The sequence below is a fragment of the Rhodococcus sp. NPDC058505 genome (assembly GCF_042720095.1).
Lineage (GTDB): Bacteria > Actinomycetota > Actinomycetes > Mycobacteriales > Mycobacteriaceae > Rhodococcus_G.
This window is the reverse complement of the sequence record NZ_JBHXNB010000028.1, coordinates 26,041-40,631: the sequence shown is the minus strand read 5'-3', so window position 1 is coordinate 40,631 and position 14,591 is coordinate 26,041. Positions and strand designations below refer to the sequence as shown.

Sequence of the window (14,591 nt, the reverse complement as noted above, 5' to 3'; positions counted from 1 at the left end):
CTACGCGATGGCCCGTCCTTGCTACGGGACCGACACGCGGCCGATCCTGCAGGTCAGGGTCTCACCCGATTCCCACCACCCCAGGGGACTCTCCCCGACCGTATCGCTGTCGGGGACTGGATCGAGCGGGTCTACAACCGGCGTCGTTGACACTCGGCGATCGAGATGATCGGTCCGGCCGAGTATGAGAAGTAGTTCACTAAGGCGGCAGGAGCCGTCTGACGCTGTGTCCGCTGGGCGGGGCCAACCCCAGGCATCAGCGGCGTGGCTTGGCGAGGTCAACTGCTTCCGGCCCGCGCTGACATGAGCAGGGGCTTCCGGATTGGAGAGTGGATTCGATTCGGTGGGGCGGCCGTCTGTTCCGCCGGGCTGTGTTGTTCGCGGCGCGAACCGTATGGCCGCCAGGCGTCTGAGCTTCCGCGGGGTCGCCAGGTCGCGTTCCGCTGGCAAAGGCTCCGGGTGGTCGATGTAATTGATGCACAACAATATTCGGAATTTAGCCGGACTGGTGAGCTTCGCGTAGCGGATTCGAACGCAATCGACGCGACATCGGCAATCGGATTTTGCGAATCCGCTCCCGCGACCCGCGTTGGCTTCATACGATGCTGCGAAATGCTGGGCGGAATGCCGTATTTCCGGTTTTCCGGGCGACGAGCTGGCGCTCCGGGTGATCGGGTACAGCCGACGCCCAGGTCCGTCGTCGTAAGGATGGTCCGTTGACCCGAACTTTTTCGCAGCGACTCGTTCCCGCCATTGCCTCACTGGCCGCCGCGGGCCTCGTGATCAGTGGGTGCAGCAGCAGTGACGCCGAGACGGGTGGTTCCGCCGCCACCGGCGAGCCGATCCGGGTCGGACAGATCATCCCGATCGAGGCACCGGGCATCTCGGTGGCCAGCCAGGCCGCGGGACTCACGGCGGCGGTTGACGCGTTCAACGCGCGCGGCGGCGTCAACGGGCGCCCGCTCGAACTGATCCAGTGCGATTCCGTCGGCGACCCCAACAAGGAACTCGACTGCGTCGACAAGATGATCGCCGACGGCGTCGTCGCGACCCTCGCGGACTTCACCGCCGCCTCCCCGCAGGCGGTGTCGGAGAAGCTCGCGAGCGCGGGCATCCCCCGGATCGGCATGAACCCCATGAACATCGCCGACTTCACCGCGCCGAACGTGTACACCCCGTTCTCCGGCTCACTGCTGACCCTGTTCGGCACCGTGGACACCCTCGTCGCCAACGGGAAGACGAAGCTGACCCTGATGCGGCCGGACCTCCCGGTCACCGCGATGCTCAACCAGTTCATCGGCCCGTTCGTGCAGTCGAAGGGCGCCGAGATCGTCAACGAGGTCGCCGTCGGTGCAGGCGCCACCGACTACACCCAGTTCGTGGCCGCTGCCGAACGCAACGACGCGCAGGGCGTCATCATGGCGCTGACCGCGACCGAGTCGAACCAGATCGCGGAGGCGTTCAACCAGCTCGGATCGAAGCTCAGCTTCGCGCTCGCCGCGACCGGATTCACCCAGACCGATCTGCAGAACCTCGGCGACTTCGCCACCACCTCCGTCTACACCAGCCCGGTGCCTGCGCCGTCGTCGAGCACCGACGACTTCCCGGGGTTGGTCGACTTCCTGGACGACATGGAGGCATCCGGGGACGCCGACCTCGAACGGTCGGAGCTCAACGGAACCGAGATCTTCTCCTGGCTGTCGGTGCGGGCATTCGGCGAGGTCGCCGAGGGGCTCGACACGATCAGCGCGAACGCGGTGGCCCAGGGCTTCATGAACGCGAAGAATCTCGACATGGCTGGGCTCGTCCCGGCCTGGACCCCGAACGCGACCGAGCCGTTCGGCATCTTCCAACGGGTGTCCAACTCGAAGATGTATCGGATGAGCTTCGACGGTGACGTCGTCGTCACCGACCCGAACCAGTACGACCTGCGTTCCCAGTAGCGCGGACCACCCGATCGGGGAGCGGTGATGACGGAGTTCGTGCAGTTCGCCATTCTCGGGCTCGGCGCCGGAGCGGCCTACGCCCTGCTCGCGCAGGGCGTGGTGCTGGTCTACCGCGGGTCCGGGGTGGTGAACTTCGCGCAGGGTGCGATCGCCATGGTCGCTGCCTACCTATGCGTGGAAACCCTGCAGCGTGACCAGGATTGGCCGATGTGGCTCGCGATCGCCACCGCGGTCGCGGTGGCGGGCGGGATCGGACTGATCTTCCAGCTGACGGTGCTGCGGTGGCTCGCGAACGCGGCCCCCATCGTGCGGCTCGCGGCCACCCTCGGCCTGCTAGTGATCCTGCAGTCGGCGGTTCAGCAGTTCTACGGATCGAAATCCATTCGGGTGCGGGCCTTTCTGCCGAACGACGCCTACCACTGGGGCGGAATCGTCGTGCAGCAGGACCGGCTGATCCTGCTGGGCATCGCGGTTGCCCTGACCGCCCTCTTGTGGGCGGCAACCCGGTTCACCCGGGTTGGGCTGGCGATCACCGCGGCCGCGGAGAACGAGCGAGCGGCCGCGGCGCTGGGCTGGTCGCCACAGCGACTGGCGGCGCTGACCTGGACCGTCGGCGGCGCACTCGCCGGCGTCGCCGGAATCCTCGTCGCCCCCCTGACCGGCCTGACGCCGACCGCGTTCGTCGTGATCGTCACCGTGTTCGCGCTCGCCGCCGCCCTGCTCGGCGGCTTCCGGTCGTTCCCGCTCACCCTCCTCGGGGGACTCGTCCTCGGTGTCGGTGAGAGCCTGGTCGTGCTCTACCAGGACCCGATCCGCGAATTCCTGCACATGCCAACCCTGACGGGGATCAACCGGGCGGTGCCGTTCCTTGTCATCCTGATCGTGCTGGTGGTGCGGGGCAAGGGCCTACCGTTGCGGAGTCACGTCTCGGAACGCCTCCCGCGCCTCGGCTCGGGCGCCGTCCGTTGGCCCGGGCTGGTCGTCGCCGTCGTGATCGCGGTGATCGCGGTCGCGTTCAGCGGCGACTGGTTGCGGTCGCTGACCCTGACCCTGGCCGCGGCGGTGTTCCTGCTGTCGATTGTCGTGGTCACCGGGTACGCGGGCCAGTTGTCGTTGGCGCAGTACACGGTCGGCGGGCTCGGCGCCCTGATCGCCGCCCGACTCGTTGGTCAGGCCGGGTGGTCGCTGATCCCGGCCGCGATCGTCGCGGTGGCCGCCGTCGTTGTGGTTGGCGTGCTGTTCGCCCTGCCGGCACTGCGCACCCGCGGCGTCAACCTCGCCGTCGTCACCCTCGGGCTCGGATTCACCGTTCAGGAAATGGTGTTCGGCAATCCCGCCCTCACCGGGGACAAGCTCGACAACTCCGTCCGGATCCCGAAGTTGACGCTGTTCGGCGTCGATGTCACCGCAACGACCCACCCCGAACGGTGGGCGCTGCTCTGCCTGGCGGTCCTCGTGGTCGTTGGCGTGATCGTTGCGAACCTGCGCCGCTCCCGGACCGGGCGCAGGCTGATCGCGGTCCGCACCAACGAGCGCGCGGCCGCGTCGCTCGGAATCAGCGTGTTCACGGTGAAGATCTATGCCTTCGCGCTGGCCGCCGGAATCGCGGCGGTCGCGGGAATCTTGCTGGGGCTGCGTAATTCGGCGGTGACATACGTCGAGTTCAACGCGTTCGCGTCGATCAACGCGGTGGTCCAGACGGTGACCGGCGGCCTCGGATACGTGATCGGCGGCATAGTCGGGGCCCTGCTCGGGCCCGGCGCGATCGTCAGTAGGGCACTGTCCGACGGATCCGGCAGCGGCGCGCTCGCGACGCTGATCGGGGGCGTCGTCCTGATCGTGATCCTGCTCGTCAACCAGAACGGCATCGCCGACATGCTGACCAGGGTGGGCCGCGCGATCCGTCGACGCCCCCCGATATCGGCGCTGCCCGCACGGTCCACAGGCCCGCAGGCGCGGCAGCTCACCACGGAGGCGGACACGTCGACCGTCCCGGCGGCCCCGCTCACGGTCCGTGGGCTCGGCGTTCGGTTCGGTGGGGTCACCGCCGTCGACGACGTCAACCTGACGGTCCGACCGGGCGAGGTCGTCGGCTTGATCGGGCCCAACGGGGCGGGCAAGACCACGGTCATCGACGCGATCACCGGCTTCGTGGCACCGGCCGCGGGCAGCGTCGCGCTCGGTGCCGACGACATCACCGGATGGTCGACGGCCCGCCGCGCCAGGTGCGGTCTGCGTCGCTCCTTCCAATCCCTCGAACTGTTCGAGGACATCACCGTTGGCGACAACATCCACGCAGGCGCCGATGAGGCGACCCGCACGGGCTGGCTGACCGATCTGATCTGGCCGCGACAACGACCACTATCGGCGACCGCGTCGACCGCGGTCCTCGACTTCGGGCTCGCCGACGACCTGTCCGCGATGCCGGGGGAGCTGCCGTATGGGCGGCGCCGACTCGTCGGGATCGCCCGGGCCGTCGCGTCGGGACCGTCGGTGGTCTTGCTCGATGAACCGGCCGCCGGGCTGGACGATGCCGAGAGTCGTGAACTTGCGCAGTGCATTCGGCGACTGGCCGATGAGCGCGGTGCCGGGGTGCTGCTCGTCGAGCACGACATGGGGCTGGTGATGTCGACGTGCGACCGGATCGTGGTGCTCGAGGCGGGCCGGGTGATCGCCGCGGGCGACCCCGACACGATCATGGCCGACGAACGGGTCCGCGCCGCGTATCTGGGCACCGACGACGAGACAACGGGGGCGCTGCAATGACCACCACCGCAACCGAACGGGCCACCGGGGAAACCGTTCTCGACTGCGCCGGGCTGGACGCCGGGTATGGCGGCGCGGTGGTCTGCCGGGACCTGGACCTTCGGGTGCGGGCCGGTGAGGTCGTCGCGCTGATCGGCGCCAACGGTGCCGGGAAGTCGACGACGATGCTGACCGTCGCGGGCGAACTTGCCCCGCTCGCCGGCACGGTCAGCCTCCTCGGGTCCGATGCCGGGACCTCCCTGGCGACCCGGGCCCGGCGCGGCCTGAGCTACGTCACCGAGGAACGGTCGGTGATCATGGGCCTCACCGCGGCCGAGAACCTGAAGCTCGCAGCCGTGCCCGCCGACGCGGCCTGCGCGATCTTCCCGGAGCTGCGGCCACTGCTCGGCAGGCAGGCCGGCCTGCTCTCCGGTGGCGAGCAACAGATGCTCACCCTGGCCAGGGCGCTCGCCCGAAACCCTCGACTGCTGCTCGCGGATGAACTGTCGCTCGGCCTTGCGCCCCAGATCGTCGCGCGCCTGCTCGCCGTGGTGCGGGCCGCCGCCGACGAACGCGGGGTCGGTGTCCTGCTGGTCGAACAGCACGTGCGTCAGGTGCTGCAGGTCGCGGACCGGGTGTACGTGATGCGACGGGGACGGGTGATCGTCGAGGGGACCGCCGCCGAGATTGCCGCCGATCTCGACACCGTTCGGCGGGCGTACCTGTCCGGGGTCGCCGACGACGAGACACCCACCTGAGCTGGCAACGGCCGATCAGGTGAACCCTTGTACGGTTGGTGCGTCGTATCGGCCTGCCAGGGCGGGCCGCGGATCGAAGAGGGGTGTCGTGGGAGTGGCTGCGAAGTCGTCCGTCGTCCGGGTGCCGAAGGCCGGTGAGCTGGTCGCGGCCAGCCTGCGCCGCCGGATCATCACGGGTGAACTGGAGGTCGGCGACCCGCTGCCCAACGAGGCCGCGCTCATGGAGCAGTTCGGCGTGTCCCGGCCGACCCTGCGGGAGGCGTTCCGCATCCTCGAATCCGAGTCGATCATCACGGTGCTGCGGGGCGCGCATGGCGGTGCCCGGGTCCTCGCGCCGGACTCGGCGGCGGCCGCCCGCTACACCGGGCTGCTGCTGCAGTATCGCGGGGTCCCCCTCGTCGACGTGTACCGGGCTCGGGCGGCGCTGGAGGTGGCCGCGGTCGGGACCCTTGCGGACGGCGCCCACGATGCCGAGCTCGACACCTTCGAGGCGCTGGTGGAGATCGGGGCTGACCTCCTCGACGACGCGGAAGCCTTCTCGCGGCACGACGTCGACGTGCACCAGGCCCTGATCGAGTTGGCGGGAAACCAGACGCTGGCGGTGCTCGCGGGCATGGTGGTGCACATCATCGACGCCCATCACGCGCTGTTCATCGCGTCCCACGGCGGGGCGAACGAGCGGCCCGCCGCCCGCGCCGCGCACCGTGCGTACCTTCGGGTGCTCGGCCTGATGCGGGACGGCGACACGGTCGCGGCGCAGACCTTCTGGCGCAAGCACCTCGACGCGATCGAGACCTACATGATCGGCGACTCCGAGACCACCCTCGTTGAGGTGCTTACCTAAAGCCTCACCGCGGTACCGGGATCACCAGCGGAGGCAGACCCGGCACCTCGACCCGGATCTCGGCGGGCGGGGCCGGTGGCGGTGGCGGCTGTGGCACCACGACCGGCTCGGGTGCAGGCTCGGGCGGGGCAGGAGCGGGGGGAGGCGGCGGCTCCGGCGCGGGGGGAGGCGCAGGCGCTGGCACTTCCGCGGCCGCGCGCCGCGGCGCCTGCTCGACCGGAGCGGCCTGAACCGGCGCGGGTGCCGGGGCCGGGGCCGCGGGCGGGATTGTCGGTGCCGGAGTCGGGCCAGGGGGACCGGATCCGACCGGGACCGTGGTCAGCGCGCCGGTGGCGATGTCCACCACCGACACCATGCCCATCGCATCGAGCGACGGCCGCACCACCAGGATCCGATCGGGGTCGAACCCGGGCCAGGGTACGACGTTCGGGGTGGGTTTCACATCCGAGGTGGGGGTGCTCAGCGGTGTCCCGTTCGCGCACCGGACCCGCGGGATCCCGTGGTCGTCGATCAGGACAATCGTCCCCGCCTCGAGCACCGCGTCCCGCGCGGTGGTGCGTCCGTCGTCGAACCCGTGGCCGGTGACCCGCGTGTCCGCCCGAAGCAGCACCGGCGTCAGGGCGTCCACGTAGCCGCGCACGTCCGAGACGCCCTGCACCTCGGACCAGGCCGCCAGCTTCACCGGATCGCGTTCGAGGTCGTCGACGAGTCGTGCACTGTCGCACAACGGGCGCTCCAGGCTCCCGCCGTAGAGCCCGCCGCGGTCGCCGGTCACCACCGGCGTGGTGTCGGCGGGTAGTTCGCTGCCCGGCGGGCCGGGTGGGACGATCGTCGGCGTCTGCGGTGGCAGCAGGACATCGGTCCACGGAAGCTCGCCGTCCTGGATGGTGGTGAGCAGGGCGACCGGCTCCGGGTCGGTGCCGCGCTGGGAACATCCGGTCGCGGCGACGGCGACGCACGCGACCGCGGCGAACCGGACCGGCCACCCCTGGTGGGAGCCGGTGGTTGCGACGGTGCGGTGGCGGGCCCGGTGAGCGGCCCGCCCGCCATTGTCGGGGGCCACCCGGCCAGCGTAGGCGCTCCGGTGGCGGGGTGCCCGTTGACCGCGCCGGGTCCGCGGGTCGGAGTCGTCGATCCGCTCGCCGGGGGCATGCGCGGTCCGGTCGACCTGCGCTACCGCGCGGAGCCCGCGCCCACCTCGACCCGGGCCGAAGCGGTGGGCTCGCGCTCCGGGGCCCGGCGCGGGATAAAGAACGCGACGAGCAGCGCGATGACGGCCGCGCTGCCGCCGATCAGGAAGGTCACCACGAACGCCTCCCTGGTCGGCACCTCGACCGGCCCGTGCTGCTGCGTCATCGAGGTGAGCACGACGGTCATCGCCGCGGCAGCGAACGACGTTCCGACCAGACGCATCAACGAGTTCAGTCCGTTGGCCGCGCCGGTCTCGCGGATCGGGACGGCACCCATGATCAGCGCGGGCATCGCCGCGTACGCGATGCCGATGCCCGCGCCGATGATGGTGGAGACGACCGCGAGCTGCCAGATCGAGTTCATCGCGACGGCACCGATCAGATACCCGGCGGCGATGACCGTGGTGCCGACCATCAACGTGACCCGGGGGCCGTGGCGTCGGGTCAGGCGTGCGGAGACCGGGGAGAGCATCATCATCACGATGCCTGCCGGTGCCATGCACAGGCTGGCGGCCACCATCGACCGGCCCAACCCGTATCCGGTCTCCGGCGGTGCCTGCAGGAGCTGCGGCACCGTCAACGAGGTGGCGTACATGGCGAATCCGGTGAGGACCGAGGCACCGTTGGTCAACAGCACGGTCGCGGACGCGGACACCCGAAGGTCGACGAGCGGGTCGGTGGTCCGCAGTTCGATCGTGCCCCACATCAGGAAGATCACGATCGACGCGCCGAGCAGCCCGAGCGTGAGCGGGCTCGTCCACCCCCACTGCGCCCCCTTCGTCAGGGCGAGCAGCAGGGCGACCAGGCCACCGGCAAGGCCGATCGCGCCGGGGTAGTCGAAACGTCCCGGCGTCCGGACGGCGGACTCGGGCACCAGCACCGCGACCGAGATCGCCACCAGCGCACCGAGGATCGCCGCCGCCCAGAACAGGGCGTGCCAGCTGTAGCTCTGCGCGGTCCAGGCCGCGACGGGCAACCCGATCGCGCCACCGACCCCCATCGTCGAGCTCATCACCGAGATGGCCGAGGCGACGCGCTCCCGCGACAATTCGTCGCGCAGGATGCTGATGCCGAGCGGGATGGCGCCGGTCGCGGCTCCCTGCAGTGCCCGTCCGATGATCACCGGGGTCACGGTGCTGCTCAGCGCGCACACCACCGACCCAACGACCAGAAAGGCCATGGAAATCAGGATCATTCGCCGCTTGCCGACCATGTCGCCGAGTCGCCCCGCGATCGGGGTGACGACGGCGGCGGCGAGCAGCGTCGAGGTGACCACCCAGGAGGCGGTCGCCGAGGAGGTGTTCAGCAGGTCGGGCAGCGCGTGAATCAGCGGAACGACGAGGGTCTGCATCAGCGACACGACGATGCCCGCGAACGCCAGCGTCGGAAGGATGAGGCCTGCCCGGGAATCGGGTCGGGCGGCAGGGGGATCGACGAGGGTCACGGGTCTCTCTCTGTGCGTTCGTCGCGGCAGGAACGAACGCCCCCCGCGTTGCATGTGCACCGTACACACCGTCAACCGTCAGACCGCTGCGCTGGTCCGGTCCGGCCTTGCCGAGAAGATTCCGGACCCGGACGGGGGCACGGCGCGTCGGCTGCGGCCGACCCCAACCGGCCTCGCCGCGTTGCGCCGCGACCGCACCAGGAACATCACCGGCATCGACGATCTCGTCGGCGGCTGGACCGATGCGGACCGCACCGACCTCGTCGCGCTGTTGCGGCGGCTGAACGAGGAGATCGAACGGCGTCAGGGCGTGCACTGGCCGCGGACCTGACCGCGACCGGCCGGAGTCGGCTCGCCCCGTCGGCGGCCGATGCTCTTGTACCGTGGCGTCCGGCCGAGGCCTCGGCCCGTAGCGGACACCGAGTGGGGAGTGGAACACATGGGCATCAACGACGGACGCGTGGTGATCGTGACCGGTGCGGCGGGCGGAATCGGCCGCGAGCACGCACTCGAATTCGCGAGGCAGGGCGCGAAGGTCGTCGTCAACGATCTCGGCCCGGCGGAGGCCGTTGTCGAGGAGATCAGGGCGATGGGCGGTGAGGCCGTCGCCAACAAGGACGACATCTCCGACTTCGACGGTGCTGGCAGTCTGGTGCGGACCGCGATCGAGGAGTTCGGCACCCTGCACGTGCTCGTCAACAATGCGGGCATCCTGCGGGACAAGATGTTCGTCAATATGACCGTCGACCAGTGGGACGACGTCATGCGCGTGCACCTGCGCGGCACCTTCGCCCCGTCGCAGCACGCCGCCTCGTACTGGCGGCAGCAGAGCAAGGCGGGGACGCCGGTCGCGCACCCGCGGATCATCAATACCTCGTCGCCGTCGGGGCTGTACGGCAACCTGGGCCAGACCAACTACGGCGCCGCGAAGGCGGGCATCGCCGCGTTCACCGTGATCCTCGCCGACGAACTCGCCCGGCTCGGCGTCACGGTCAACGCGATCGCCCCCACCGCCCTGACCCAGATGACCGCGGGGCTCGACGGATTCGTCGCCGCGGCCGAGGCGGAGAAGGAGCGGACCGGATTCGACGCGGCAGCGCCGGGGAACATCTCGCCGACCGTCGTGTGGCTCGGATCCCCGGAGGCGGACGGCGTCACCGGTCGGATCTTCAACGTGCACGGCGGTTCGATCAGCGTCGCCGAGACGTGGGTCGCGGGTCCCGGCGTCTCGAAGAACGAGCGCTGGGATCCGGCCGAGCTCGGCGAGATCATTCCGGCGCTCGTCGCGCAGGCCCGCCCGAACTCGACCATGGCGGGCAACCCCCGCTCCTGACCGACCCGCCACCGTTGAACGGGGGTTCATGTGTCATTCGCTCGACGTGGGTGGCACATGAACCCCCGTTCAACGTGTGTGCCCGAGTAGGTTCAGCGCAAACTGTGCGTACTCGGCGGCGATCTGTTCGGGTGTCACCGGTCCGTCCGCGCGGAACCACTGCGGCAGCGACGTGCACATCGTCGCGATGGCCCGGCCCGCGTCGCGTGGATGGGCGGTGGTCAGGCCGCCGTCCCGGACGGCCGCATCGATCTGCTCGTCGAGGAGATACTGAATTTGGTTGCGGGACTCGGTGATTCGGATCCGGTCCGGGTCTTCGATGCTCCGCATCTCGCTGGCGCCGATGAACGCGAGGGACCGCCGGTGGGTGTGGAAAAGGGCGAGGGCCTCCACGATCAGGGCGACCCGCTCCGTCGCGGTACCGCCCTCGGCGCTGGCCGCGCGGACCCGCCAATGCAACTCGTCCATCGTCAGGTCGAGGGCGCGCACCAGCAGCGCCTGTTTGTCCCGGTAGTGGTGGTAGACGCCGGGGACGCTCATGCCGGCCCGCCGTGCGAGGGAGCGGACGGTCGCGCCGTGATAGCCGGTCTCGACGAATGCGTCGATGGCCGCCGCGAGCACGGGGTCGATCCGTAGCGGCGGAAAGACCCGCCACTGCTCGCCGGCCGGGGCCGTCGCCCGCTCGGCGCCCGGCGCTCGACGCGGGGCCGGGCCGACGTCGGTGGCGGCACCGCGCGGAGCATCCGCCCCGGGGTGCTCGCCGACCAGCCTGGCCACCGACGTCCCGAGGGCGTCGGCGATCGCGCGGATCCGGTCGACGCTGACCCCCGTCCGACCGTTCTCGATGGCGCTGATCGTGGCGGCGCTGACACCGAGCCGGCGCGCCAGCTCGCGGACCGACAGGCCGCGCTCGAGGCGGGCGGCCCGGATCAGCTCGGCCGGCGTGATCGGTGTCTCGCCCACCGGCAACCTCCTCGTTCTCGTTCGATCATCGGAGATATTCAGAATTACTGAACACTACTGATGCTATCAGGGAATCTGAACGGGCCAGCGCGGCGCGACCACCAGGAACATGGCAGGGCTTGACCGAATCTGGGCCGTTGTGACACCTTGATCGGCAAGCCGAGCGATCGCTCGGATTCCGGACCGATCGAGGAGGGTTGCTCGTGGCGATCGATCTGACCCACGCGCCCGACGTGCAGGCGCTCGTTGAGCGCACCCGTGCGTTCACCCGCGACCACATCCTGCCCATCGAGGACAAGCACGGCGGCGACATCACGGCCGCGGGTGGCGACGCGATCCGGGCGACGATGCAGCAGGCGGCGAGGGACGCGGGCGTGTTCGCGCCGCACGCGCCGATCGAGTTCGGTGGCCACGGCCTGAGCATGTCGGACCGGGCGCCGGTGTTCGAGGAAGCCGGCTACTCCCTGTTCGGGCCGACCGCCCTGAACATCGCCGCCCCCGACGAGGGCAACGTGCACATGCTCGCGCACATCGCCGACCCGGAGCAGCGGGAGCAGTACCTCGCCCCACTCGCCCGCGGCGACGTCCGGTCCGCATTCGCGATGACCGAGCCTGCGCCCGGCGCTGGCTCGGATCCATCGGCACTGACCACCCGGGCCGACAGGTCCGACGGCGGCTGGCGAATCAACGGCCACAAGTGGTTCATCACCGGAGCCGACGGTGCCGGCTTCTTCATCATCTTCGCCCGCACCGCCGGTGAGCCCGGTGACCGTGGCGGTGCCACGATGTTCCTTGCCCCCGCCGACACGGCGGGGATCCGGGTCGGGCGACACATCGACACGCTGGACACGTCGATGCTCGGCGGGCACTGCGAGGTTGCCTTCGAGGACGTCTTCGTCCCGGATTCCGCGGTCCTCGGCGAGGTGGACCGCGGCTTCGAGTACGCGCAGGTCCGACTCGGCCCGGCGCGGATGACGCACGTAATGCGGTGGCTCGGCGCCGCCCGCCGCGGCCACGACGTCGCGGTCGATTACGTCGCGCGGCGGGAGGGGTTCGGCGCCAGGATCGGTGATCTCGGGATGGTGCAGCAGATGGTGGCGGACAACGAGATCGACATCGCCGCGACGCGGGCACTGCTCACCCGCGCCTGCTGGGAACTCGACCAGGGTGACAGGGCGGCGAACGCGACCGCCATCGCCAAGACCTATGCGGCCGAGGCGATCTTCCGGATCGTCGACCGCAGCATTCAGATGTGCGGTGGCATGGGGGTGTCCGCGGACCTGCCGCTCGCACGGCTGTCCCGTGAGGTGCGCCCCTTCCGGGTGTACGACGGTCCGTCCGAGGTGCACCGCTGGGCGCTGGCCAAGCGGGTCGTCGGCGCAGCGAAGCGCGCCGGATTGGAGTCGCGATGAGTCTTCCAGGCATGAATGTCACCGCACTGCAGCGGTTTCTGGTTGACAGCGGTGTCGACGTCGTCGGGGACCTGACGGTCGACCTGGTCAGTGGGGGGCGTTCGAACCTCACCTTCAGGGCGTCCGACGGTCGCAGCACCTGGATCGTGCGGCGCCCACCGACCAGCGGGTTGACCCCGTCCGCGCACGACATGGCGCGGGAGTTCCGGGTGACCCGGGCACTGCAGGACTCCGCGGTTCCGGTGGCCCGCACCGTGGCGTTCGACGAGTCGGGCACGGCCCTCGGTGCGCAGATGACGGTGGTCGAGTTCGTCGACGGGCGCGTCATCCGAGACCAGGACGATCTCGATACGCTGTCCGACACCGAGGTTCGCGGCTCGACGCATGCCCTGGTCCGGGTGCTCGCCGATCTGCACGCGGTGGACCACCGGTCCGTCGGACTCGGCGAGTTCGGTCGCCCGGACGGGTTCGTCGCGCGCCAGGTCGCACTGTGGGCCGGGCAGTGGGAGCGGGTCAAGACCCGCGAACTTCCCGACGTCGCGGTACTGCACGCCAAGCTCGCCGAGGCGATCCCGGCCACCACCGCCGCGTCGATCGTGCACGGCGACTTCCGGATCGACAACACCATCCTCGACACCGAGGACGCGACGAGCATCCGTGCGGTCGTGGACTGGGAGATGTCCACCCTCGGTGATCCGCTGACCGACGCCGCGCTGATGTGCGTCTACCGGGCACCGGTTTTCGACCTGGTGCTCGGCTCCCGCGCGGCCTGGACCAGTCCGCGGCTGCCCAGCGCCGACGATCTCGCGCAGATCTACGCGACCGCCTCGGGACGCGACCTCGGCGACTGGAACTTCTATCTGGCGCTCGCGAATTTCAAGCTCGGCGTCATCGGCGAGGGCATCACACACCGGGCCAGGCAGGGGTCGGACGCGGGGGGCGGCGCGATGCGCGCTGCCGAGGCGACCGGTGAGTTCATGGCCGCCGGGCTGCGCGCCCTCGCCGGGGTGTCGGCGTGAGCGCCCCGACCGCGCTTGTCACCGGTGCCTCCCGGGGGATCGGCCTCGGGATCGCGACTCGACTTGCCTCCCAGGGCTATTCGCTGTCGATCAGTGCCCGCGACGAGCAACGCCTTGACGAGGTGGCGGCGGGCCTGCGGGCGGCGGGGGCGCCGCGGGTGCTCGCGGTGGCGGGCGACATGGCGGACCCGACGGCGATCGAGCGGCTCACCGCTCGGCATGCCGAGGAGCTGGGGCCGATGAAGGCGTTGATCGTCAACGCTGGTGTCGGAACGGCGGGCACCGTCGCGGACTTCCCGATGCGACGCTTCGACAAGACCCTGGACGTCAACCTGCGGGCGCCGTTCCTGCTCCTGCAGCAGTGCCTGCCGCTGCTGCGGGCGGGTGCGACCGCCGACCCGGGGCGGGGTGCGAAGGTGATCGCGCTGTCGTCGATCACCGGGGTCTACGCCGAATCGGGCCTCGCCGTCTACGGCGCGACGAAGGCCGCGCTGATCTCGCTGGTGGCAACGCTGAATGCGGAGGAGTCCGGCAACGGGGTCAGCGCGACGGCGATCTCGCCCGCGTACGTCGACACCGACATGAGCGCGTGGATCCGTGACCGGATTCCGGCCGAGGAGATGATCGAGGTCGACGACATCGTGGAGCTGGTCGACTCCCTGCTGCGGTTGTCGGCGCGTGCGGTGGTGCCGAACCTGGTGGTCACGCGCGCCGGGACGGACGGGCTCCGGGCCTGAACCGGGCACGTGCGCGACGGCTGTTCGCGGGGTTTGGCTAATCGCCAGACAACTGCCGCTTGATGAGGCCGGGTCACGATCTGTGACCCGGCCACAATCATTCTGTTACCAGGTAGGATTGTCCGGTTTGCTGCCGGTTATCGAGCGTGACCTGGGGGAACGAGAGGTCGGGGCGGGTTGGACGCCGGACCGTGTGCGGT

12 protein-coding genes are annotated in these 14,591 nt (G+C 70.1%); 9 read left to right on the top strand and 3 right to left on the bottom strand.

What is annotated here, in order from left to right; translation table 11 throughout:
* The first annotated feature begins 716 nt into the window (after nucleotides 1–716).
* The 4 genes from ACFWPA_RS17490 (at nucleotide 717) to ACFWPA_RS17475 (ending at nucleotide 6,293) form a co-directional block, all read left to right on the top strand.
* Complete coding sequence (locus ACFWPA_RS17490; protein WP_378571227.1) at nucleotides 717–1,943, top strand: ABC transporter substrate-binding protein; 1,227 nt, start codon at nucleotides 717–719, stop codon at nucleotides 1,941–1,943.
* A 27-nt stretch (nucleotides 1,944–1,970) separates the two neighbouring features.
* Nucleotides 1,971–4,712 carry an ATP-binding cassette domain-containing protein gene (locus ACFWPA_RS17485; protein WP_378571225.1) on the top strand — a complete coding sequence of 914 codons (2,742 nt, stop codon included), beginning with the start codon at nucleotides 1,971–1,973 and terminating at the stop codon, nucleotides 4,710–4,712.
* Nucleotides 4,709–5,449 carry an ABC transporter ATP-binding protein gene (locus tag ACFWPA_RS17480; protein ID WP_378571223.1) on the top strand — a complete coding sequence of 247 codons (741 nt, stop codon included), beginning with the start codon at nucleotides 4,709–4,711 and terminating at the stop codon, nucleotides 5,447–5,449. Before ACFWPA_RS17485 ends, ACFWPA_RS17480 begins: the two co-directional genes overlap by 4 nt.
* A gap of 88 nt (nucleotides 5,450–5,537) precedes the next feature.
* On the top strand, nucleotides 5,538–6,293 hold the full coding sequence (locus ACFWPA_RS17475; RefSeq protein ID WP_378508090.1) for a FadR/GntR family transcriptional regulator: 756 nt from the start codon (nucleotides 5,538–5,540) through the stop codon (nucleotides 6,291–6,293).
* 4 nt (nucleotides 6,294–6,297) lie between these two features.
* Here the strand turns inward: ACFWPA_RS17475 and ACFWPA_RS17470 are convergent, their stop codons facing one another.
* Both ACFWPA_RS17470 and ACFWPA_RS17465 read right to left on the bottom strand, forming a co-directional pair.
* Nucleotides 6,298–7,356, bottom strand: a complete 1,059-nt coding sequence (locus ACFWPA_RS17470; protein WP_378571221.1) for a DUF6777 domain-containing protein — start codon at nucleotides 7,354–7,356, stop codon at nucleotides 6,298–6,300.
* A 110-nt stretch (nucleotides 7,357–7,466) separates the two neighbouring features.
* On the bottom strand, nucleotides 7,467–8,927 hold the full coding sequence (locus tag ACFWPA_RS17465; protein ID WP_378571219.1) for an MFS transporter: 1,461 nt from the start codon (nucleotides 8,925–8,927) through the stop codon (nucleotides 7,467–7,469).
* 52 nt (nucleotides 8,928–8,979) lie between these two features.
* On the opposite strand from ACFWPA_RS17465, the gene ACFWPA_RS17460 reads away from it, so the two are divergent.
* Both ACFWPA_RS17460 and ACFWPA_RS17455 read left to right on the top strand, forming a co-directional pair.
* The gene (locus ACFWPA_RS17460) at nucleotides 8,980–9,258 is read left to right on the top strand and encodes a hypothetical protein (RefSeq protein WP_378508088.1); all 279 of its coding nucleotides are present in this window, start codon (nucleotides 8,980–8,982) and stop codon (nucleotides 9,256–9,258) included.
* A 108-nt stretch (nucleotides 9,259–9,366) separates the two neighbouring features.
* Entirely contained in the window at nucleotides 9,367–10,260 is an 894-nt protein-coding gene (locus ACFWPA_RS17455) for an SDR family oxidoreductase (protein ID WP_378571217.1), read from the top strand.
* Between the two features lie 69 nt (nucleotides 10,261–10,329).
* Here the strand turns inward: ACFWPA_RS17455 and ACFWPA_RS17450 are convergent, their stop codons facing one another.
* Nucleotides 10,330–11,223 (bottom strand): helix-turn-helix domain-containing protein, encoded by an 894-nt coding sequence (locus ACFWPA_RS17450; protein ID WP_378508024.1) that lies wholly within the window; start codon nucleotides 11,221–11,223, stop codon nucleotides 10,330–10,332.
* 203 nt (nucleotides 11,224–11,426) lie between these two features.
* Between ACFWPA_RS17450 and ACFWPA_RS17445 the strand changes: the two genes are divergently transcribed.
* Genes ACFWPA_RS17445 through ACFWPA_RS17435 form a run of 3 tightly spaced genes read left to right on the top strand, consistent with a single transcriptional unit; the run spans nucleotide 11,427 to nucleotide 14,391 of the window.
* Nucleotides 11,427–12,635 (top strand): acyl-CoA dehydrogenase family protein, encoded by a 1,209-nt coding sequence (locus ACFWPA_RS17445; protein ID WP_378508023.1) that lies wholly within the window; start codon nucleotides 11,427–11,429, stop codon nucleotides 12,633–12,635.
* Nucleotides 12,636–12,646: 11 nt separating this feature from the next.
* Entirely contained in the window at nucleotides 12,647–13,654 is a 1,008-nt protein-coding gene (locus ACFWPA_RS17440) for a phosphotransferase family protein (protein ID WP_378508022.1), read from the top strand.
* Nucleotides 13,651–14,391, top strand: coding sequence for an SDR family NAD(P)-dependent oxidoreductase (locus ACFWPA_RS17435; RefSeq protein ID WP_378508021.1), 741 nt, complete (start codon nucleotides 13,651–13,653; stop codon nucleotides 14,389–14,391). Before ACFWPA_RS17440 ends, ACFWPA_RS17435 begins: the two co-directional genes overlap by 4 nt.
* Nucleotides 14,392–14,591 lie beyond the last annotated feature (200 nt).

Coding starts and splice junctions, on each gene's coding strand:
- ACFWPA_RS17485 (WP_378571225.1), top strand. CDS start 1,971: ATGACGGAGTTCGTGCAGTTCGCCATTCTCGGGCTCGGCGCCGGAGCG.
- ACFWPA_RS17480 (WP_378571223.1), top strand. CDS start 4,709: ATGACCACCACCGCAACCGAACGGGCCACCGGGGAAACCGTTCTCGAC.
- ACFWPA_RS17460 (WP_378508088.1), top strand. CDS start 8,980: ATGTGCACCGTACACACCGTCAACCGTCAGACCGCTGCGCTGGTCCGG.
- ACFWPA_RS17455 (WP_378571217.1), top strand. CDS start 9,367: ATGGGCATCAACGACGGACGCGTGGTGATCGTGACCGGTGCGGCGGGC.
- ACFWPA_RS17440 (WP_378508022.1), top strand. CDS start 12,647: ATGAATGTCACCGCACTGCAGCGGTTTCTGGTTGACAGCGGTGTCGAC.